General features: G+C 72.2%; 14 protein-coding genes. 2 read left to right on the plus strand and 12 right to left on the minus strand.

Going from position 1 to position 19,946, the window contains the following annotated elements:
- Nucleotides 1–121: 121 nt before the first annotated feature.
- The 7 genes from MET2598_RS0109000 to MET2598_RS0109030 all read right to left on the minus strand — a co-directional run bounded on the left by MET2598_RS0109000 (nucleotide 122) and on the right by MET2598_RS0109030 (nucleotide 11,095).
- Entirely contained in the window at nucleotides 122–1,813 is a 1,692-nt protein-coding gene (locus MET2598_RS0109000) for a cation acetate symporter (protein WP_012332766.1), read from the minus strand.
- Complete coding sequence (locus tag MET2598_RS0109005; RefSeq protein ID WP_012332765.1) at nucleotides 1,810–2,118, minus strand: DUF485 domain-containing protein; 309 nt, start codon at nucleotides 2,116–2,118, stop codon at nucleotides 1,810–1,812. Before MET2598_RS0109005 ends, MET2598_RS0109000 begins: the two co-directional genes overlap by 4 nt.
- 322 nt (nucleotides 2,119–2,440) lie before the next feature.
- On the minus strand, nucleotides 2,441–4,390 hold the full coding sequence (acs, locus tag MET2598_RS0109010) for an acetate--CoA ligase (protein WP_012332764.1): 1,950 nt from the start codon (nucleotides 4,388–4,390) through the stop codon (nucleotides 2,441–2,443).
- A 417-nt stretch (nucleotides 4,391–4,807) separates the two neighbouring features.
- Nucleotides 4,808–5,080 carry a hypothetical protein gene (locus MET2598_RS0109015; RefSeq protein ID WP_018260601.1) on the minus strand — a complete coding sequence of 91 codons (273 nt, stop codon included), beginning with the start codon at nucleotides 5,078–5,080 and terminating at the stop codon, nucleotides 4,808–4,810.
- A 64-nt stretch (nucleotides 5,081–5,144) separates the two neighbouring features.
- Nucleotides 5,145–6,485, minus strand: coding sequence for an MFS family transporter (locus MET2598_RS0109020; RefSeq protein ID WP_012332762.1), 1,341 nt, complete (start codon nucleotides 6,483–6,485; stop codon nucleotides 5,145–5,147).
- Between the two features lie 194 nt (nucleotides 6,486–6,679).
- Nucleotides 6,680–7,996, minus strand: a complete 1,317-nt coding sequence (locus MET2598_RS0109025; protein WP_012332761.1) for an ABC transporter substrate-binding protein — start codon at nucleotides 7,994–7,996, stop codon at nucleotides 6,680–6,682.
- Nucleotides 7,997–8,092: 96 nt separating this feature from the next.
- On the minus strand, nucleotides 8,093–11,095 hold the full coding sequence (locus tag MET2598_RS0109030) for a PAS domain-containing sensor histidine kinase (protein ID WP_026190609.1): 3,003 nt from the start codon (nucleotides 11,093–11,095) through the stop codon (nucleotides 8,093–8,095).
- Between the two features lie 238 nt (nucleotides 11,096–11,333).
- On the opposite strand from MET2598_RS0109030, the gene MET2598_RS0109035 reads away from it, so the two are divergent.
- Both MET2598_RS0109035 and MET2598_RS0109040 read left to right on the plus strand, forming a co-directional pair.
- Nucleotides 11,334–11,777 (plus strand): phasin, encoded by a 444-nt coding sequence (locus MET2598_RS0109035; RefSeq protein ID WP_012332759.1) that lies wholly within the window; start codon nucleotides 11,334–11,336, stop codon nucleotides 11,775–11,777.
- Between the two features lie 310 nt (nucleotides 11,778–12,087).
- Nucleotides 12,088–12,375: a hypothetical protein gene (locus tag MET2598_RS0109040; RefSeq protein WP_012332758.1), complete on the plus strand. Its 288-nt coding sequence runs from the start codon at nucleotides 12,088–12,090 to the stop codon at nucleotides 12,373–12,375.
- 348 nt (nucleotides 12,376–12,723) lie between these two features.
- Here MET2598_RS0109040 and MET2598_RS0109045 read toward each other — a convergent pair whose 3' ends face one another.
- The 5 genes from MET2598_RS0109045 to MET2598_RS0109065 form a co-directional block, all read right to left on the minus strand.
- The gene (locus MET2598_RS0109045; protein ID WP_018260602.1) at nucleotides 12,724–15,117 is read right to left on the minus strand and encodes a Tex family protein; all 2,394 of its coding nucleotides are present in this window, start codon (nucleotides 15,115–15,117) and stop codon (nucleotides 12,724–12,726) included.
- Between the two features lie 65 nt (nucleotides 15,118–15,182).
- A complete protein-coding gene (locus tag MET2598_RS0109050; RefSeq protein WP_012332756.1) occupies nucleotides 15,183–16,118 on the minus strand; it encodes a DMT family transporter in 936 nt (311 codons plus the stop codon).
- A gap of 348 nt (nucleotides 16,119–16,466) precedes the next feature.
- Nucleotides 16,467–16,691 carry a YbdD/YjiX family protein gene (locus tag MET2598_RS0109055; RefSeq protein ID WP_012332755.1) on the minus strand — a complete coding sequence of 75 codons (225 nt, stop codon included), beginning with the start codon at nucleotides 16,689–16,691 and terminating at the stop codon, nucleotides 16,467–16,469.
- Between the two features lie 7 nt (nucleotides 16,692–16,698).
- Nucleotides 16,699–18,762, minus strand: a complete 2,064-nt coding sequence (locus tag MET2598_RS0109060; protein ID WP_012332754.1) for a carbon starvation CstA family protein — start codon at nucleotides 18,760–18,762, stop codon at nucleotides 16,699–16,701.
- 187 nt (nucleotides 18,763–18,949) lie between these two features.
- Nucleotides 18,950–19,705 carry a response regulator gene (locus tag MET2598_RS0109065; protein ID WP_012332753.1) on the minus strand — a complete coding sequence of 252 codons (756 nt, stop codon included), beginning with the start codon at nucleotides 19,703–19,705 and terminating at the stop codon, nucleotides 18,950–18,952.
- Nucleotides 19,706–19,946 lie beyond the last annotated feature (241 nt).

Genomic DNA, 19,946 nt, shown 5'->3' on the forward strand with positions numbered 1-19,946 from the left:
CGGGGGCGTGGCTCCCGGGCGAGGGACGGAGGCGGGAGCGGACCCGTTCATCGGGCCGACCCCGCCATCCGCGTCACCGGGCGGCCCCTCGCCGCCGCCCGGGCGGGGAGGGGCCGGGCCCTCAATGGGCGTGGGCGGTGGCGGCCCCGATGCCGGTCTCCGAGCGCACGTACTGGGCCTCGAAGCTGTCGCGCTCGCGGCGCGCCCGGGCGCTGGCGTCGGCCTTCGACACCGCCCAGATCACCAGGAAGGCGATCGGCATCGAGAACAGGGCCGGGTTGTCGTAGGGGAACAGGGCCGTGGAGTAGCCCAGGGTCGAGACCCAGACCGCCTTCGACAGCACCACCATCGCCACCGCGGTGATCAGGCCGACGAGGCCCCCGACCAGGGCGCCGGTGGTGGTCGTGCCCTTCCACAGGATCGACATCGCCAGGACCGGGAAGTTGCAGCTCGCCGCCACCGCGAAGGCGAGGCCGACCATGAAGGCGACGTTCTGGTTCTCGAAGACGTAGCCGAGCACGATCGCCACGACGCCGATCACCACGGCGGAGAGCTTCGACAGGCGCACCTCCTTCTGCTCGGAGGTCCGGCCGCGGGCGATGACCTGCGCGTAGAGGTCGTGGCTCACCGCCGAGGCGCCCGCCAGGGTCAGGCCCGCCACCACCGCCAGGATGGTCGCGAAGGCCACCGCCGAGATGAAGCCGAGGAAGAGCGCGCCCCCGGTGGCGTTGGCGAGGTGGACCGCCGCCATGTTGGTGCCGCCGATCAGCCCGGCGATGCGGTCGTAGGCGCCGTCCGCCCCCGCCTTGAAGTAGGAGGGATCGTTCATCAGGAAGGTGATCGCCCCGAACCCGATGATGAAGGTCAGGATGTAGAAGTAGGCGATCAGGCCGGTCGCGTAGAACACCGACTTGCGGGCCGCCTGCGCGTCCGAGACGGTGAAGAACCGCATCAGGATGTGGGGCAGGCCGGCGGTGCCGAACATCAGGCCGATGCCGAGCGAGATGGCCGAGATCGGGTCGCTGACGAGGCCGCCCGGCGCCATGATGGCGTCGTGCTTGGGATGCTCCTTGACCGCCGCGGCGAACAGGGCTTCCGGGTTGAAGCCGTAGCGCCACAGCACCGCCAGGGCCATGAAGGTCGCGCCCGCCAGCAGCAGGCAGGCCTTGATGATCTGCACCCAGGTCGTCGCCTTCATGCCGCCGAAGGCGACGTAGACGATCATCAGGATGCCGACCAGCACCACCGCGTAGAGGTAGTCGAGGCCGAACAGGAGCTGGATCAATTTGCCGGCGCCGACCATCTGGGCGATCAGGTAGAAGGCGACCACCACCAGGGTGCCGGTGGCCGACAGGACCCGGATCTGGGTCTGGTCGAGGCGGAACGAGGCCACGTCCGCGAAGGTGAACTTGCCGAGGTTGCGCAGCCGCTCGGCGATCAGGAACAGCACGATCGGCCAGCCGACCAGGAAGCCGATCGAGTAGATCAGCCCGTCGAAGCCCGACGAGAACACCAGGCCCGAGATGCCCAGGAACGAGGCCGCCGACATGTAGTCGCCCGCGATGGCGAGCGCGTTCTGGCCGGCCGAGATGCCGCCGCCCGCCGCGTAGAAGTCGGCGGCCGAGCGGGTCTGCGCGGCGGCCCGGTAGGTGATGCCGAGCGTGCCGAGCACGAACAGCAGGAACATGCCGATGGCGGACCAGTTCAGGTTCTGCTTCTGGACCGCGCCGAGGTCGGGACCCGCCGCGCTCGCGGCGGTGGCGGCGGCGAGGAGCGCGAGGGCCGCGAGGGCGGGGAGGCGCAGGCGAATCATCGGGCGAGCTCCCGGTTGAGGTCGCGGGTGAGGTCGTCGAAGCGGCCGTTCGCGCGCTGGACGTAGATGCCGGTCAGCACGAAGGCCGAGACGATCACGGCCACGCCGAGCAGGATGCCGAGCGAGGTCACGCCCGCCCCGATCTTCATCGCCAGGAAACCCTTGGCGAAGGCCACGAGGAGCACGAAGCCGAGATAGATCCCCAGCATGATGGCCGAGAGCAGCCAGCCGAAGCGCGTCCGCTCGGCCACCAGCTCGCGGAACTTCGGATTGTTGAGGATACGCGTTGTGTCCGGTCCGGACATGGTGACGACCTCCCGTGAGTGTTGCGGCGCGCATGGCGCGACCGGTCCCGCCAGACGAATCCGTCGGGTCGGGCGCTGTCATTGCCGGTAGAATGAACTGATCGCTGTCGCGTGCAAACAGAAAGCCGCACCCGGCGCGGCGGGTGCGGCCCGCCACCGCGTTTGGCTGAATTCAGACCTGTTGACCAGGGCGGATAGTCTGAAAAATCGCTCAATCCGACGAAGGTTGTAGCGGATTGAGCGATTCTCGTGGCCAAGCTTGACGTGACGATCTGCGATCGCGCCTTGCCCGCGGCGAGCGCTCGCCGCGGGCGGGGCGACCTCAGCCGGCGCGGTTCTGCCGGTTCTCGATCAGGTCGTCGACCACGCCGGGATCGGCGAGGGTCGAGGTGTCGCCCAGCGAGGAGAAGTCGTCCTCGGCGATCTTGCGCAGGATGCGGCGCATGATCTTGCCCGAGCGGGTCTTGGGCAGGCCGGGGGCGAACTGGATCAGGTCCGGCGAGGCGATCGGCCCGATATCCTTGCGCACCCAGGCGACCAGTTCCTTGCGCAGCGCCTCGGTCGGCTCCTCGCCGTTCATCAGGGTGACGTAGGCGTAGATGCCCTGGCCCTTGAGGCTGTGGGGATAGCCCACCACCGCGGCTTCCGAGACTTTCGGATGCGCCACCAGCGAGGATTCCACCTCGGCCGTGCCCATGCGGTGGCCCGAGACGTTGATGACGTCGTCGACCCGGCCCGTGATCCAGTAGTAGCCGTCCTCGTCGCGGCGGCAGCCGTCGCCCGAGAAGTAGCGGCCCGGGAAGGTCGAGAAGTAGGTCTGCACGAAGCGCTCGTGGTCGCCCCAGACGGTGCGCATCTGGCCCGGCCAGGAATCGGCGAGGCAGAGGTTGCCCTCGCAGGCGCCCTCCAGCACCTTGTTGTCGCCGTCCACCACCACCGGCTTGACGCCGAAGAAGGGCTGGGTGGCCGAGCCGGGCTTGAGGGCGGTGGCCCCGGGCAGCGGCGAGATCAGGATGCCGCCGGTCTCGGTCTGCCACCACGTGTCGACGATCGGGCAGCGCTCGTCGCCGACGACCCGGTAGTACCATTCCCAGGCCTCGGGGTTGATCGGCTCGCCGACCGAGCCGAGGACGCGCAGCGTCGACCGCGAGGCCTTCTTCACCGGCTCCTCGCCCGCGCCCATCAGGGAGCGGATGGCGGTCGGGGCGGTGTAGAAGATGTTGACCTTGTGCTTGTCGACCACGTCCCAGAACCGGGAGACCGAGGGGTAGGTCGGGATGCCCTCGAACATCAGGGTCGTGGCGCCGTTCGCGAGCGGCCCGTACACGATGTAGGAATGGCCCGTCACCCAGCCGACATCGGCCGTGCACCAGTAGACCTCGCCCTCGTGATAGTCGAAGACGTATTGGTGCGTCATCGAGGCGTAGACGAGGTAGCCGCCGGTGGTGTGGACGACGCCCTTCGGCTGGCCGGTCGAGCCCGACGTGTAGAGCAGGAAGAGCGGGTGCTCGGCCTCGACGTGCTCCACGGGGCACTCGTCGGTGACCTCGCGGGCGGCGTCGTCGTAGTAGACGTCGCGCCCCGCCTCCATGGCGACGCTGCCGCCGGTGCGGCGCACCACGATGACGTGGTCGACGCTGTCCCGCGGCAGGCGCTGGATCGCCGCGTCGACATTGGCCTTGAGCGGCACCTTGCGGCCGCCGCGCAGGCCCTCGTCCGCGGTGATCACCAGCTTGGAGGCGCAGCCCTCGATGCGGCCGGCGAGCGAATCGGGCGAGAAGCCGCCGAAGACGATCGAGTGGATGGCGCCGAGCCGCGCGCAGGCCAGCATGGCGAAGGCCGCCTCGGGAATCATCGGCAAGTAGATGGTGACCCGGTCGCCCTTGCCGACGCCGCGGTTGCGCAGGACGTTCGCCATCCGGCAGACCTCCGCGTGCAGTTCGCGGTAGGTGATGCTGCGGGACTCGGAGGGATCGTCGCCCTCCCAGATGATCGCGACCTGATCACCGCGCGTGGCCAGGTGGCGGTCGATGCAATTGTGCGCGACGTTGGTGACGCCGTCCGCGAACCAGCGGATCGAGACGTTGCCCGGACCGAAATCGGTCTCCTTCACCTTGGTGTAGGGCTTGAACCAGTCGATCCGCTTGCCGTGCTCGCGCCAGAATCCTTCGGGATCGTTAATCGAAGCCTCATACCAAGCGCGATACTTGGCCTCATCGATATATGCCCGCTCCTTGACGGCGGCCGGCACCGCGACGATCCGTTGAGTCATGGCGCTCTCCCTCTCTTCACCTTAGCCGGACCGTTCGTTTCGGAGTCCGGTGCTTGTGCTTAGGTGTTAATCCCGCGAGCGGCCGGCCTGCAACGGATTCTTCCGTCTAACGCCTTTCGGATGAGCCGCGTTGCAGGGCCGGCCGCTTGGCGCGGCGCGGGGCCGACCGCTCCCGGGAGCGCGCCTTCCCGCACCGTCGCTTCCCTCCCTGGCACGGCCACGCCGGCCGCGGCCTTGACCTGTATCAGACGCCGTCCGGACGTGATCGTCCGGACAGCGGATGACGAGCCCGCGCGGCGTTTGAGCGAAGCCGACATCCGCATTGCGAAGCAATCCGTCGGATGTCGTCTGACACGCCCGCGCGGCGTTTGAGCGACGCCGAAATCCGCATGGCGAAGCAATCCGTCGGATGTCGGATCAGTCGCAGCCGATGCAGATGCCGGTATCCACCTTGCGGTTGAGCTCCTTCACCCGGTCGGGCTGGTTGGCCTCGCGCGGGGCGGCGGCGCGGCCGGGCGGCTTGGTCTGCCCGGTCGCCGTGACGTTGCGGTTGACGGTGCCGGTCGATCCGGGCTCCGCCGGGGCGGCGCCCGGTCCGGGCGCGCCCGGATCGGCATTCTGAGCGGCGAGCGGCCCGGCGCCGAGGGTGGCGGCGAGCAACCCGAGGGCGAGGAGGCGGGGGAGGCGCATCGCGCGATCCTTTGTGCTGGTGAGCGGAGATCCCGCCGGGTCAACGCCCTGCCCCGGCCCCGGTTCAGGCGGTGCCGTCGCCCTGAAGGTATCCGGAGCGGCGGCTGTCGGGCATCTGCAGCGAGGTCAGGAAGGCGATCGCGCACATGAGCGTCACGTACCAGAAGAACCACGTCTCCACGCCCCAATCCTTGAAGGAGAGGGCCACGAATTCCGCCGAGCCGCCGAACAGCGCGTTGGCGATGGCGTAGGACAGGCCGACGCCGAGCGCCCGCACCTCGGCCGGGAACATCTCCGCCTTCACCAGCCCGCTGATCGAGGTGTAGAAGGAGACGCAGAGCAGCGCCGCCGTGATCAGCGCGTAGGCGAGGAACGGGTCCGTGGTGCCGCCGATCGCGTGCAGCAGCGGCACCGTCAGCGCCGTGGTGGACGCGCCGAAGATCAGCATCGCGGTCTTGCGCCCGAACCGGTCGGCGAACATCCCGAACAGCGGCTGCACCACCATGTAGGTGAAGAGCACCGCGGTCATGACGTAGTTCGCGGTCTTCTTGTCCATGTGGGCGGTGTTGACGAGATACTTCTGCATGTAGGTGGTGAAGGTGTAGAAGATGAGCGAGCCGCCGGCGGTGTAGCCGAGCACCGTCAGGAAGGCGCGGCGGTGGTGCTGCCAGAGTGCCCGGACGCTGCCGGCCTCCTGCGCCCCGCGCGTCTCGGCGGTCGAGGTCTCGTGCAGGGAGCGCCGCAGGTAGAGCGCCACGACCGCCGCGAGGGCGCCGATGAGGAAGGGGATGCGCCAGCCCCAGGCGCTCATCTCGCGGTCGGAGAGTCCGAGGGTGACCAGCACGACCACCAGCGAGGCGAGGAGCTGGCCCCCGATCAGCGTGACGTACTGGAAGGAGCCGTAGAAGCCGCGCCGCCCCTTCAGGGCGACCTCGCTCATGTAGGTGGCGCTGGTGCCGTACTCGCCCCCCACCGAGAGCCCCTGCGCCATGCGGGCGAGGAGCAGCAGGACCGGGGCGAGGAGCCCGATCTGCCCGTAGGTCGGCAGCACCGCGATGATCAGCGAGCCGAGGCACATCATCAGCACGGAGATCAGCATGGAGTTCTTGCGCCCCAGCCGGTCGGCGATGCGCCCGAACAGCCAGCCGCCGATCGGCCGCATCAGGAAGCCGATGGCGAAGACCGCCGCGGTGTTGATGAGCTGGACGGTCGGGTCGGCGCCGGGGAAGAACGCGTCCTTGAAGTAGATCGCCGTGAACGCATAGGCGTAGAAATCGTACCACTCGACCAAGTTGCCCGAGGACGAGCCGATGATGGCGCGGATGCGGGCCCTGGTGTCGAAGGCGGCGATGGTCGGATTCTGCGACGCGAGGGCGTCGGGGGCGGCGCGGAATGTGGTTGTCATCGCGGGGGCGAGTCCTCCGATTCTGGGCCGCGGCCCGGTCTCGCGGGAAGACGCCCGGGACGCGGCGCTCGGAGCCATAGCGGCTTTTGCGCGGCGGTGCAGCCCTCGCGCGGCGCCCGGGCCGAATCAGCGGCGCGGCCGCGTCCCGCCGCCTCGTTGGCGGCGCGTCGGGACCGGCCCCGCCGCCGGGCGCCTCACGAGCGCTCGCAGGGTTCGGGCCGCTCCGGCCAGGGCCCGCCCGCGGCCGCGCCCTCGACGAAGGCCCGGGCGGCGGCCTCCAGGCGCGGCCGCAGGCGCTGGCGCAGGGGGGCGATCTTGTCGCTGACCTGAACCCACTTGGCGCCGTTCCACTCCAGGACGAGGCCCGCGAGGTGCCCGCTATGGTCGCCGCAGGACAGCCGCAGGGTCGCCGCGAAGCCGGTCAGGCCGAGTTCCTTCCAGCGCGCCCCGTCGATCTGGACCGCTTCGAGCCCGCGCCGGACCGCGTCGCCGTCGAGGGGCTCGCCCCTGGCGCGGCGCTGCGCGTTGCGGATCCCCTCCGCCGTGACCACGGCCGCGTAGACGCCCCGGTTGTAGAGCAGGCCCGTCGCCTCGTCCTTCTCCGTGCGCGAGAGGCCGGCATCGATGGCCAGGAGGTCGATCTGGTCGAAGGCCGGGAAGCTGTCGGTCGCCGCGTGCCAAGTGATCTCGCGGAAGCCCCGCGCGGCGGGACCGGCCTGGCGCAGGGCCTCGGCGCTCGGGCTGCCGAGCGCGATGACGCGATTGAGCGGGATCCCGGCCGCGCGGGCGTCCCCGACCGGATCGCCCGCGAGCCCGGCCGAGCCGTCGAGGATCAGGATGTCGGGGGAGGCGGCCTTGACGCCGCGCCAGATGCCGGCGCCCTCCGGCGGCTCGGGCAGGGCGTAGCTGCGCAGGCTGAAACCCAGTTCCCCGGCCAGCCCCTCCATCACCGGCACGGGGTCGCGGCCGGCCGGCGTGTCCCGGTGCAGGTAGGCGACGCGCCGCCCCTCCAGCCCCTCCGGGGCGTTGGTCAGGAAGGCGAGGGCGACCGTGAGCCCGTCCCAGGCGGTGGCCGGGGGCGCGAAGGCGTAGGGGAAGCGCTGGCCGGCCGCCGCGAGCGCCGGGCCGGCCGGGACCGAGACGAGGGGGATGCGGTCGGCGGCGCTCCGGCCGAGCAGGGCGAGGGCGAGGTCGACCCCGCCGGGATTGATCGCGACGGCGCCGGCCCGCCGGGCCTCCTCGTAGCAGGCGAGGCCCCGCTCCAGGTTGCCGCCGGTCTCGCATTCCGTGACCGTCACCCGCTGCCCGCCGAGGCCCCCGTCGCGCTGGTTGAGCATCGTCAGGTAGTCGGCGAAGCCGTTGGCCAGCGGGATCCCGGTGGCCGCGGCGGGCCCGGTGCGCTCCGTGAGCAGGGCGATCGCCACGCCCTCGGCGGCGGCCGGGAGCGGCGCGGCGGCGAGGAGGCCGACAAGGAGGCCGGCGAGGAGGGGGCGCAGCGGGCGGAGCGGCATGACGCAGGTCCCTTGCGGCAGCGGGCGAGCTTTGCCGCACTGCACAAGTTTAGCGCCGATCCGGCGAACGGGAAGGGGCCGAGGCGGGCGGAGAGCTCAGATCGCGAGCACCCGGGCGGGCGGGAACAGCACCTCCACCAGCGTGCCCTCGTGCTTGCGGCTCGACACCCGCAAGGTGCCCCGGTTCGCCTCGACCAGGGCCTTGGTAAGGGGCAGGCCGAGCCCGGTGCCCCGGCCGCGCCGGTTCTGCGCGGTCGCGACCTGCCGGAACGGCTGGAGCGCCGTCTCGACCTCGTCCGGCGTCATGCCGATGCCGGTGTCGCGCACCCGCAGCGCCACGCCGCCGCGGTCGGTCATCGCCGTCGAGACGATCACCTGACCGCCCGCATCCGTGAACTTGATCGCGTTGGCGATCAGGTTGAGGGCCGCTTGGCGCAGGGAGCGCTGGTCGCCGAGGACCGGCCTCAGCCCGTTCGCGAAGCTCGTGCGCACCACCACCCGCTGGCGCGCCGCCTGCGGCTGCATCAGCGACACGCTCGCCCCGACGAGGTCGTTGAGCACCACCCCGGTGAAGTGGAGGTCGAGGTGGCCCGCCTCGATCTTGGCGAGGTCGAGCAGGTCGGTGACGAGGCTGACCACGTGCTCGCCCGAGCTGCGGATGTCCCGCAGGTAATCCCGGTAGCGCTCGTTGCCGATCGGGCCGAACTGCTCCTCCATCATCACCTCGGTGAAGCCCAGGATCGCGTTGAGGGGTGTGCGGATCTCGTGGCTGATGGTGGCCAGGAAATCCGATTTCTGGCTGCTCGCCGCCTCGGCGGCGCGCTTGGCGCGCAGGAGCTCCGCCTCCGTCCGCCGCGCCGCCGAGACGTCGCGCAGGAGCACCGAGAAGCGGCGCGGCTCCTCCTGCGCTAGGGGCGCGAGGGTGAGGGCCAGGATGGGCTCGCCGCCCTCCGCCGCCACCTCGGTGCTCGCCGGCTCCCCGGCCCGCGCCCGTTCGAGGGCGGCGCGGATCGCGGGCCGGCCGTCCTGGGCGAACAGCACCGTCAGGTCCTCGCCGCTCACCTCGCGCGGCTCGTGCCCGAACAGGGCGGCGGCGCCCTTGTTGAGGGCGAGCACGCGGCCGCGCTCGTCCAGGGTGACGACCCCGTCCGTGACCGCGTCGAGGACGGCCTCGCTCTCGCGCAGGCGCGCCTCCTGGCGGGCGCGCTCCAGCTCGGCCGCCCGGAGATGCCGGGCGGGGTCCTCCTCCGGCAGCCGGCGCAGGGCCAGCAGACTCGCGGGCGCGCCGCCCCACTCGACCGGCGTGAGGACGGCCGCCACCGGCAGCGCCTCACCGGTGCGGGTCGCCAGGACGACGGGATGACCGGCCCCGCCGGCCGGATCGCCCTCGCCCACGGCCAGGCTCGCCGGATCGCGGCCCCGGAACAGGCTGCCCGCGCCCCCCGCCGCCGTCAGCGCCTCGGCGCTCTCGTAATCCGCGAGGCACAGGAGGGCGCGGTTGGCCAGCAACACCTCCTCTCCCCGGTGGACCAGGATGCCGATCGGGAGCCGGTCGAGCACGCGCGCCACCTCGCCGGCGGTGGAGGGGCCGCGCTCGGGCGCGCGGGCGAGGGCCAGGGCGGGGAAGGGCGTCACCGCCCCCGCGCGCCGCGGCGCCTCCTCCGCGTCGCGCGCCGGGGACGGCCCGTCCTGCGGCGCGTCGCCCGCGAAGCGCGCGCCGAGGATCCGGGCGATCTCGCGGAACGCCGCGTGCTCGTTGAGAGAGAGCTGGCCGGGCGCGAGGGGGCGCGGCACCTCCGGCGCCGGTTCGGCGGCGGGCGCCGGGGTCTCGTCGCGGCCCGCCGCCTCGGGGCGCCGGCCCGCTTCGCCGTCCCCCGCCGCGGGTTCGGGCCTCGTCTCCGGGCCGGGCGCGGGCGCCGCATCCGGCTCGGGCGGGGCGAGGGGGGGCTCGGGCGCCGCTCGGGCAACTGGCTCGGGCGCCGCCTGGGCGACCGGCTCGGCGCTGGCGCGCGGCGCGGCGGCTGCGGCCACCGGCTCGGCGTCCTTGCGTGTCGGCGGCTCCGCACTGCCCTCCTCGTCGAGGCAGAAGGGCCAGCCGAGCCCGAAGGCGTTGAGCGGCGTCGCGGCCATCATCCCGGCGAAGCCCGCCAGCGTCGCGCCCGCCAGCGAGGCGAAGGCGGGCAGTTCGGGCACGGGCGGGGGCTCCCACGTCGCCGCCCGGCCCGGCTCCTCGGGGGCGCTTGCGCGCCCGATCGCGATCACGGCGGCGGCGCGCTCGCGCAGGCTCGGCTTCGCCGGGGCCGCGGCGCGGGCGGGCGGCATCGGCGCGACGCGGTCGGGCCGAATCACCCCGAAACCGCTGAATCCCGCGAAGGCGCGGCCCTCGCCCAGGCGCGGCGCCCCGGACAGGTCGACAGCCACGCCTCGTTCCGTCCCGTCGAAGCGCCACAGGACCGGGAGGGCGCGGAAGGTCCGGCGCGCCGCGAGGGCCGCCGCGAGGTCGTCGCTCGTCCCCTGCACGGTGTCGGCCAGGAGCTCGGCCCAGCTCCGGCCGAGGGGCGTGCGGCCGACGAGGCCGGTCAGCGCCTCGGTCGCCTCGACGATCCGGCCCTCCGCGTCGCTGCGCCAGAGGAAGCGCATCGGCGCCGCGCCGGTGCCGGAGACCGGCGGGGAGGGCGGGGCGGGAGCGGGGACCGCGTGGCGCCGCCTCGGCCGCAGGGCCGGCAGCGGATCCGTCGGGATCAGGGCGAGGGCGCGGCGGTCGCCCGGCAGGGACACCACCAAGCAGGCGCAGACGAGGGGCGGGGCGAGCCCGCCCGGGTCGATCCGCAGCCGCGACAGGCGGGGCTTCTCCCCGTCCGGCGCGAGGTGGCGCAGCCCGCGCAGCTGGCGCGGTACGTCGAGGTCGCGGTCGATCCGGCCCTGCGGATCGGCGATCGCGTCGCGGAGACCCTTTGCCGCAGGGGAATGATGCAGGACGCGCTCGGCCGATTCATCGAGGAACAGGCACGCGATCGGGCGCCCGGCCGTCAGCCGCGCCAGGGCCGGAAGAGCCGTCAGCGCCGCGATCTTCGCCTCGAACAGCGCCCCTTCGTCCACTGCCGCTCCCCAATCCGCCCGATTCACGCCGGATCGAACGATTCGCCGCTCCGCCACCATGCGTCCGGCACCGATTTAACGGAAATGAAACGACCGCGCACGGGCACGGAATGCGCAGGTCGAGCGTTACACCATCATTAACCTTAACGGCCTGCGGGAAACTGGCATTCCGCGCCGAATGTGCTATTGTGCAGTGCACAACGCCTGTGCCAGAGAGAGCATCAGTGAGGAGACGAACATGAACACCACCCCGAACTACGAGATTCCGGCCGAGATGCGCGACTTCGCGGAGAAGAGCGTCGACCAGGCCCGGAAGGCGTTCGACTCGTTCATCAGCGCGGCCCGCAAGACGGCCGACACGATCCAGGGTTCGGCGGAAGTGGCCCGGACGAATGCGCAGACCATGTCGACGCGCAGCTTCGCCTTCGCGGAGCAGAACGTGAATGCCGCCTTCGACCTCGCCCAGAAGCTCGTCCGCTCCCGCGACGTGCAGGAGGCGATGCAGCACCAAGCCGAGTTCCTCCGCAGCCAGTTCGCGGCGATCCAGTCGCAGGCCAAGGAGTTCGGCAGCATGACCCAGTCGGCCATGCAGCAGAGCGCCGAGAATGCCAAGGCGGCGATGCAGCAGGGCGTCGACGCCGCGAAGAGCGCCACCAACGACGTGACGCACAACGCCTCCTGAGGAGGCGCGGTCGCGCCGTCCCGGCGCGCCGCACGGGCAGCGATGCCCGAACCAGTGTGAACAGGCGTTGCCGAGCGGCCGTGTCCCGGGAGGGGCGCGGCCGCGCGCGCATCGGGCGCGGGTGGCTCCCGGGGAAGGGGTCGCTCCCGATTCCTGCGCGACGTCGGATCCCCCAGATCGCCCTCGCGCCGAGCATCGTGGCCCGCCGGCGCGTCCCGGCGCGTTGCCGCCACGACCCGGTTCCGCTACCGATGCCGGCCCTGCCGTCCCGTGCCGCGGGGCGCGCCCATCCTGACGGAGACACGCAGTGATGCGACGGTTCGTTCGCGCCCTCCTCGCGTCGGCGGCCCTGCTCGCCGCGGGACTCGCCGCGCCGGCCGCGGCCCAGCCGGCCTACGGCTACGATGCGCCCCCGCCGCCCTCCCGACGCGCCGTCGGGTACAATTGCGACGCGGTCCAGCGCGGCCTGTCCGGCCCGCAGCCCTATTCCTGCCCGATGCCCGGTCCCCGCCCGCTCGGCGCGCGCTGCTTCTGCGACGTGCCGATCGCGCCCTTCTCGCCGCCCCAGCCGCCGGCGCCGGGCCGCGTCGTCCCCTGAAGAATCGCCCCGGTTCGGATCCTGTCGGCGAACCGGGTGACCCGGCCTGATCCGGGATTCGGTTGATCACAGCGGATCCCGGATCACGCGGCCCGTGAGCGAAGCGCAGACCCGCCATCCCGAAGGGATCAGGCGGGTGTGGCATGTGAGGGTGCGCGTTCCCGGCTCGCGGCGCGGAAGGCGTCGCGACCCGGGAAGACGAGAACGGCCCCCGGCGCACGCGCGACATCGGCATGCCGGTCGGGACCGCCGCCCGGCGCGACGCCCTCGCTCCGATCTGCGCCGATGAACAGGTCCCGGCCCGGTCGCCCGCGAGGGCCCGCCGGCGGCCCGGCACCCGATTCCGTCCTACCGCCGCGGCCGGTCGAGCCCCGCCCGGCGCAGCGCCTCGGCGAGGGCGCCGTCGCCGGCCGGCTCGGTCTCCCCGCGCGGCGGCTTTGTATCGGCGCGCGGCGGCTTGGTCTCCGCGCGCGGCGGCTTGGTCTCCGCGCGCGGCGGCTTGGCCTCCGCGCGCGGAGGGTTCGGCGCGGGCTCCCGCCGGGCGCCGTCCCGGCCCGGCCGGGCCTGCGGGGCATCGTCGAGGCGCATCGTCAGCGAGATCCGCTTGCGCGGCACGTCGACGTCGAGAACCTTCACCCGCACGACGTCCCCGGGCTTCACCACCGCCCGCGGATCCCTGACGAAGCTGTTCGACAGGGCCGAGATGTGCACGAGCCCGTCCTGGTGGACGCCCACGTCCACGAAGGCCCCGAAGGCCGCGACGTTGGTCACCACCCCTTCCAGCAGCATCCCGGGCTTGAGGTCGCCGATCGTCTCGACGCCCTCCTGGAAGCTCGCGGTGCGGAAGCTCGGGCGCGGGTCGCGGCCGGGCTTCTCCAGCTCGGCCAGGATGTCGGTGACCGTCGGCAGCCCGAAGGTCGCGTCCGTGAAGGCCCGCGGATCGAGGCTCCGCAGCACCGATCCGTTGCCGATCACCGCCCGGATGTCGCTCTTCGTCGCCTGCAGGATCCTGCGCACCACCGGGTAGGCCTCCGGGTGCACGCCCGAGGCGTCGAGCGGGTCGTCGCCGCCGGTGATGCGCAGGAAGCCCGCCGAGAGCTCGAAGGCCTTGGGCCCGAGACCCGCCACCTTCTTCAGGGCGGTGCGGCTGCGGAAGGGCCCGTGCGCGTCGCGGTGCACGACGATGGCCTGCGCCACCCGCTCGCTCAGCCCCGAGACCCGCGCCAGCAGCGGGGCCGAGGCGGTGTTGACGTCGACTCCGACGCCGTTCACGCAATCCTCCACCACCGCGTCGAGGGAGCGCGACAGCTTCCCCTCCGCGAGGTCGTGCTGGTACTGGCCGACGCCGATCGAGCGCGGCTCGATCTTCACCAGTTCGGCCAGGGGATCCTGCAGCCGCCGGGCGATCGAGACCGCCCCGCGCAGCGACACGTCGAGGTCCGGCAATTCCTGGCTCGCATAGGCGGAGGCCGAGTAGACCGAGGCGCCGGCCTCCGACACCATCACCTTGGTGAGGCCGAGGTCCGGGTGCAGGCGGATCAGCTCCCCGGCGAGCCGGTCGGTCTCGCGCGAGGCGGTGCCGTTGCCGATCGCCACGAGCTCGACCCGGTGCTGGCGGCAGAGGCGCGCCAGGGTCGCGACGGCGCGGTCCCAGTCGCGGCGCGGCTCGTGCGGGTAGATCGTGTCCGTGGCCACGACCTTGCCGGTTCCGTCCACCACCGCGACCTTGACCCCCGTCCGGTAGCCCGGATCGAGCCCGAGCGTCGGGCGCGCGCCCGCGGGGGCCGCCAGGAGCAGGTCGCGCAGGTTGCCGGCGAAGACCCGCACGGCCTCGCTCTCGGCCGCCTCCCACAGGCGCGCCCGCAGGTCGAGCTCGATCGAGAGCCTGAGCTTCGTGCGCCATGCCGCGCGCACCGTCTCGGCCAGCCAGCGGTCGCCGGGGCGGCCCTCGTCGCGGATGCCGTGGCGCAGGGCGATGCGGCCCTCGTAGCGGCTCGGCGCGCCGGGCTCGGTCCCGGCGGGCGTCTCGTCGAGGCGCAGGTCGAGCACCTCCTCCTTCTCGCCGCGGAACAGCGCCAGCACCCGGTGGGAGGGGAGGCGGGTCAGCGGCTCCGAGAAGGCGAAGTAATCGGCGAATTTCGCGCCCGCCTCGGCCTTGCCCGCGCGCAGGGTGGAGACGAGGCGCCCCTCCTTCCAGAAGGTCTCGCGCAGGGCGCCGACCAGCTCGGCATCCTCGGCGAAGCGCTCGATCAGGATGGCGCGGGCTCCCTCCAGCGCGGCCTCCGGGCTGGCGACACCCTTCTGCGCGTCCGCGAAGGGGGCGGCGGCCTCGCGCGGCCCGCGGCGCGGATCGGCGAGGAGCGCCTCCGCCAGCGGGCCGAGCCCGGCCTCGCGGGCGATCTGCGCCCTGGTGCGCCGCTTGGGCTTGTAGGGAAGGTAGAGGTCCTCGAGCCGGGCCTTGGTCTCGGCCGCCAGGATCTGGCGGCGCAGGGCCTCGTCGAGTTTGCCCTGGGCCTCGATCCCGTCGAGGATCGCCCGGCGGCGCTCCTCCAGCTCGCGCAGGTAGCGCAGCCGCTCCTCCAGGGTGCGCAACTGCGCGTCGTCGAGAGTTCCGGTCGCCTCCTTGCGGTAGCGGGCGACGAACGGGACGGTGGCGCCGCCGTCGAGGAGGTCGACCGCCGCCTTGACCTGCCATTCCTGCGCGCCGAGCTCGGCCGCGATGCGCTGGGTGATGCTCGCCATGTCCTCACACGATCCGGGCGAGCGGGGGCGGGGCGGCGGGGCCGCGTCGCGTCCCCGCCGGGGGATCAGGCCCCCCGGGCTCCCCTGAGCCGCTCGCGGTGGGCGGTGTAGAGGCCGCTCGCGGCGATCACAAGGACGCCGGCGCCCACGAAGGCGTCGGGCCGCGACCCGAAGGCGAGGGCGCCGATCAGGGCCGCCCAGACGATCTGCGTGTAGGAGAACGGCACCAGCGTCGAGGCCGGCGCGTGCCGGTAGGCGGTCGTCACGATCCAGTGGCCGGTGGTCGAGATCAGGCCGACCGCCGCGCCGATCGCGATCTCGTCGAGGTTCGGCGCCACCCAGGCGAAGGGCACGAGGCAGGTCAGGACGGCGAAGCCGACCAGCGCCGACCACGTCATCGTGGTCTGCGGCGCGTCGTAGCCGTTGATCTTGCGGGTGGCGACCAGGGCGAGGGCCCAGAACAGCGAGGAGGCGACCGGGAGCAGGGCGGCGAGCTGGAAGGCGCTGGTGCCCGGCCGCAGGATGATCAGCACCCCGACGAGGCCGACCAGGGCGGCGATCCAGCGCCGGACGCCGATCGTCTCCCCGAGCAGCGGGATCGACAGGGCGGTGACGAAGATCGGGGACACGAAGCTGATCGCGGTCGCCTCCGCCACCGGCAGGTAGCGCAGGCCCGAGAGGAACAGCAGGGCCGAGCCGACGAGGGCGAGGCCGCGCAGCACCTGCAGCCCAGGCCGCGCGCTGCGGAGAGGTGAGCGCCCGCGCCGCCGCGTGAGCAGCGCCGCCGCCAGCATCACCCCGACGAAGCCCACGTAGCGCAGCCACGCGATCTCCAGCGCCGGCAGCGATCCCGAGAGGTACTTGGCGATCGCGTCGGAGCTCGACAGGAAGATGGTGGACAGGACGACGAGCCCGATCCCGCGCAGCGGCTGCTCGCCGATGCGGGGCAGGGTGGGGCGCGACGGGAGAACGGCGGGGAGGGAAGGGGCGAGCGTGGCCACGGGACTGCAGCGGGCGGGAGCGACACTCCGATCAACTTAGCATTGCTTGGCCGAATCGAGCCGTGCCGATCCCGCGGCACGGCCATGCTGTCCGCTCAGCCCTGGTTAAGTCCGGATTTACCCGATCGTGACCACAGCGGGGCGCGGCGATGACCGGTGTGACGGGGGCGCCGGATTGATCATGGGCGGCGGTCGCGGCCCGCCCCGCAGGCGAAGACGCGTCTGCATTGGCGGACGACGGCGGATCCTGCGGTTCCGCCGGCCCGCGGACCTCCTCGGGCGGGAGATCCGGGCGCCGGCGGCGGGGCGAGGCCGGGCGGAGGGCCGAGGGCCGCCCCCCCCGAGTCCTCAGCAGCAGCGGAACCCGCCGCGGCCGCCGACGCCGAAGCGGGCGTTCTGGCGGTCGCGGAAGAACTCCGTCGGGTTCATCGGCTCCTGGTCCGGGTGCGTCCTGCGCATATGGGCCAGGTAGGCGTCGTAATTGCCCTGGCCGACCATCAGCCGCGCGCCGTCGCAGACGCAGCGGGTGAGGGCCGCCCAGCGCTCGCGCAGGGGCTCCGACGGAAGCGCCATGGCCGCCTCACTCCGCCGGGGCCGGGACGGCGCGCGGGTCGCTCTCGAGGGCGGTCCAGGTCGAGGCCCGGTAGGCCGCGACGCAGGACTTCACCCCGAAGGCGACGATCGCCACCACCACGGCCACGAACAGCATCGCCAGCACGGCGTCGATGCGGTCGTTGAAGACGATCTGGCTCATCTGATCGAGCGACTTCGCGGGTGCCAGGACCTTCCCCTCCGCCGCGGCCGAGGCGTAGCGGTCGGCATGGGCCAGGAAGCCGACCCGCGGATCGGCCGAGAACACCTTCTGCAGGCCCGCCGTGAGCGTGCAGGCGACGAGCCAGAGGGTCGGCAGGATCGTCACGATGGCGTAGCGCTCGCGCTTCATCTTGAAGATCACCACCGTGCACAGGGTGAGCGCGATGGCGGCCAGCATCTGGTTCGAGATGCCGAAGAGCGGCCACAGGGTGTTCACGCCCCCGAGCGGGTCGGTGACGCCCTGGTAGAGGAAGAAGCCCCAGAAGGCGACGCAGAGGGCGGTCGCCACGATGCTCGGCCCCCAGGAGGCGGTGTCCTTGAAGGCCGGCACCGCGACGCCGATCAGGTCCTGCAGCATGAACCGCCCCGCCCGCGTGCCGGCATCGACCGCGGTGAGGATGAACAGGGCCTCGAACAGGATGGCGAAGTGGTACCAGAACGCCATCATGGCCTTGCCGCCGACGACGTTGGAGATGATGTGGGCCATGCCCACCGCCAGCGTCGGGGCGCCGCCGGCGCGGGAGATCACCGTGTGCTCGCCCACGTCCGCGGCGGTCTGCTGGATCGCCTCCGGGGTGATCGCGAAGCCCATCTTGGTGACGGCCGCCGCGGCGGTCTCCGGCGTGGTGCCGACGACGGCCGCGGGCGAGTTCATGGTGAAGTAGACGCCCGGATCGATGACGCTCGCCGAGACCAGCGCCATCACGGCCACGAAGGACTCCATCAGCATGCCGCCGTAGCCGATGAAGCGGGCGTTGATCTCGTTGTCGATCAGCTTCGGCGTCGTGCCGGACGAGATCAGGCTGTGGAAGCCCGAGACCGCCCCGCACGCGATGGTGATGAACAGGAAGGGGAAGAGCGAGCCGGACCAGACCGGGCCGGTGCCGTCCACGAACTTCGTCACCGCCGGCATCTGCAGGTGCGGGGCGAGGACGAGGATGCCGAGCGCGAGCGCGGCGATCGTGCCGATCTTGAGGAAGGTCGAGAGGTAGTCGCGCGGGGCGAGCAGCAGCCAGACCGGCAGGATCGAGGCGACGAAGCCGTAGCCGATCAGCATCCAGCACAGCTGGGTGCCCGTGAAGGTGAACAGGCGCGACAGGGTCGGATCGGCCGCGACGGTCTGGCCGTACACGATGGCGAGCATCAGCAGCACGAAGCCGATCAGCGAGACCTCGCCGATCTTGCCGGGCCGGATCCAGCGCGAGTAGACGCCCATCAGGAGCGCGATCGGGATCGTCGCCATCACCGTGAAGGTGCCCCAGGGGCTCTCGGCCAGCGCCTTGACGACGATGAGCGCGAGCACCGCCAGGATGATCACCATGATCAGGAAGGCGCCGAACAGCGCCACGACGCCCGGGATCGTGCCGAGTTCCGAGCGGATCAGTTCGCCGAGCGAGCGGCCGTCGCGGCGCATCGAGACGAACAGGACCATGAAGTCCTGCACGGCGCCGGCCAGCACCACGCCGGCCAGGATCCAGAGCAGGCCCGGCAGGTAGCCCATCTGGGCGGCGAGGACCGGCCCGACCAGCGGCCCGGCCCCGGCGATCGCCGCGAAATGATGGCCGAACAGCACGTACTTGTCGGTCGGGACGTAGTCGAGACCGTCGTTGTGGCGCACGGCCGGGGTCTCGCGGGTCGGGTCGAGCCGCATCACCCGCTCGGCGATGAAGAGCGAGTAGTAGCGATAGGCGATCAGGTAGACCGAGACGGCCGCGACGACGATCCAGAGGGCGTTGACGGTCTCGCCGCGCTGCGTGGCGACGAGGGCGAGCGCGGCGGCGCCGAGCGCGCCGACGAGGGCCCATGGCCCGTGCTTCTGGATGGCTGTCATGCTGGCGTTTCTCCCGAGGGGGCGGTCGGTTCGACCGGCCGTTTAGTCACCCGGGATCATAGCCGCTCTTAGACTTTCGGATAGGCCCCGGGCGCGCGCGGTGTGAGCCGCGCGCGCACCCGCGAGCCCCTCCGCGGACGGCACCGCTCGGCGATCGCCGGCTCCCTTGCGGCAGGAGCCCGTCCGATCACCCGGCCGAACTCTCCGACATGATGTGGTCGTAGTCGAGGTTGGCGGTCTCGATGACGATCTGCGTGCGGCTGATCACGCCGAGCTTGCGCAGGATCTCGGAGACGTGGGCCTTCACGGTGGAATCGCCGACGCCGAGTTCGTGGGCGATCTGCTTGTTGAGCTTGCCCTGGCGGATCATCAGCAGCACGCGGACCTGCTGGGGCGTGAGTTCGGCGATGCGCTGGGCGATGGGCGGCTTGCCGCCGCGGGGCGCCTCGCCCTCCTGCGCGCCCACGCCGTCCGGCACGAAGATCGCGCCGTTCAGCACGTCCGTGATCGCCCGGGTGAGCACCGCCTTGCCGGCCGCCTTGGGCACGAAGCCGGCGGCGCCGTGGCTCAGCGCCTCGCGGACGATGCGCGGATCGTCCATGCCGGACACGACCAGGATCGGGATGCGGGGGAAGCGCGTGCGGATCGCCAGCAGGCCGTCGAAGCCGTTGACGCCGCGCATGGACAGGTCGAGCAGGGTCAGGTCCACCGAGCGCAGCCGCGAGAGCGCCGCGCAGGCCGCCTCGATCCCGTCCGCCTCCTCCACGGCGGCGGCCGGGAAGGCCAGCCGCACCGCGCTCGTCAGCGCCTCGCGGAAGAGCGGGTGATCATCGACGATCATCAGGTGCATGTCCGACCCCTTCTCCGTGGGCGCCGGCACCGCGTCCGGAGGCCTCCCCTCGGCAGGAGACACTTGGTTGCCCGTACTGGTCAATGCCACCATCGGACCGCAACTTCCCTCGATCACCGCGCCGCAGAACGCCGCCCCGGCGCGCCGCGCCGGACCGGCCGCTCGCCGGCCCGGCCCCGGGGCGCGCCGACGGGCATTCGTCCACCGGTTCGGCGCGGCACCGGGCCAGTCCCGCCGGTGAGCAAATAATACTTGTGAACTACAACCCTTATTCGTATTCGCAACCAGTATCACGCTGGGAGAACTGGCGACACTGTGCTTTGGTATGACGATT

This window comes from Methylobacterium sp. WSM2598 (genome assembly GCF_000379105.1).
Taxonomy (GTDB): Bacteria; Pseudomonadota; Alphaproteobacteria; order Rhizobiales; family Beijerinckiaceae; genus Methylobacterium.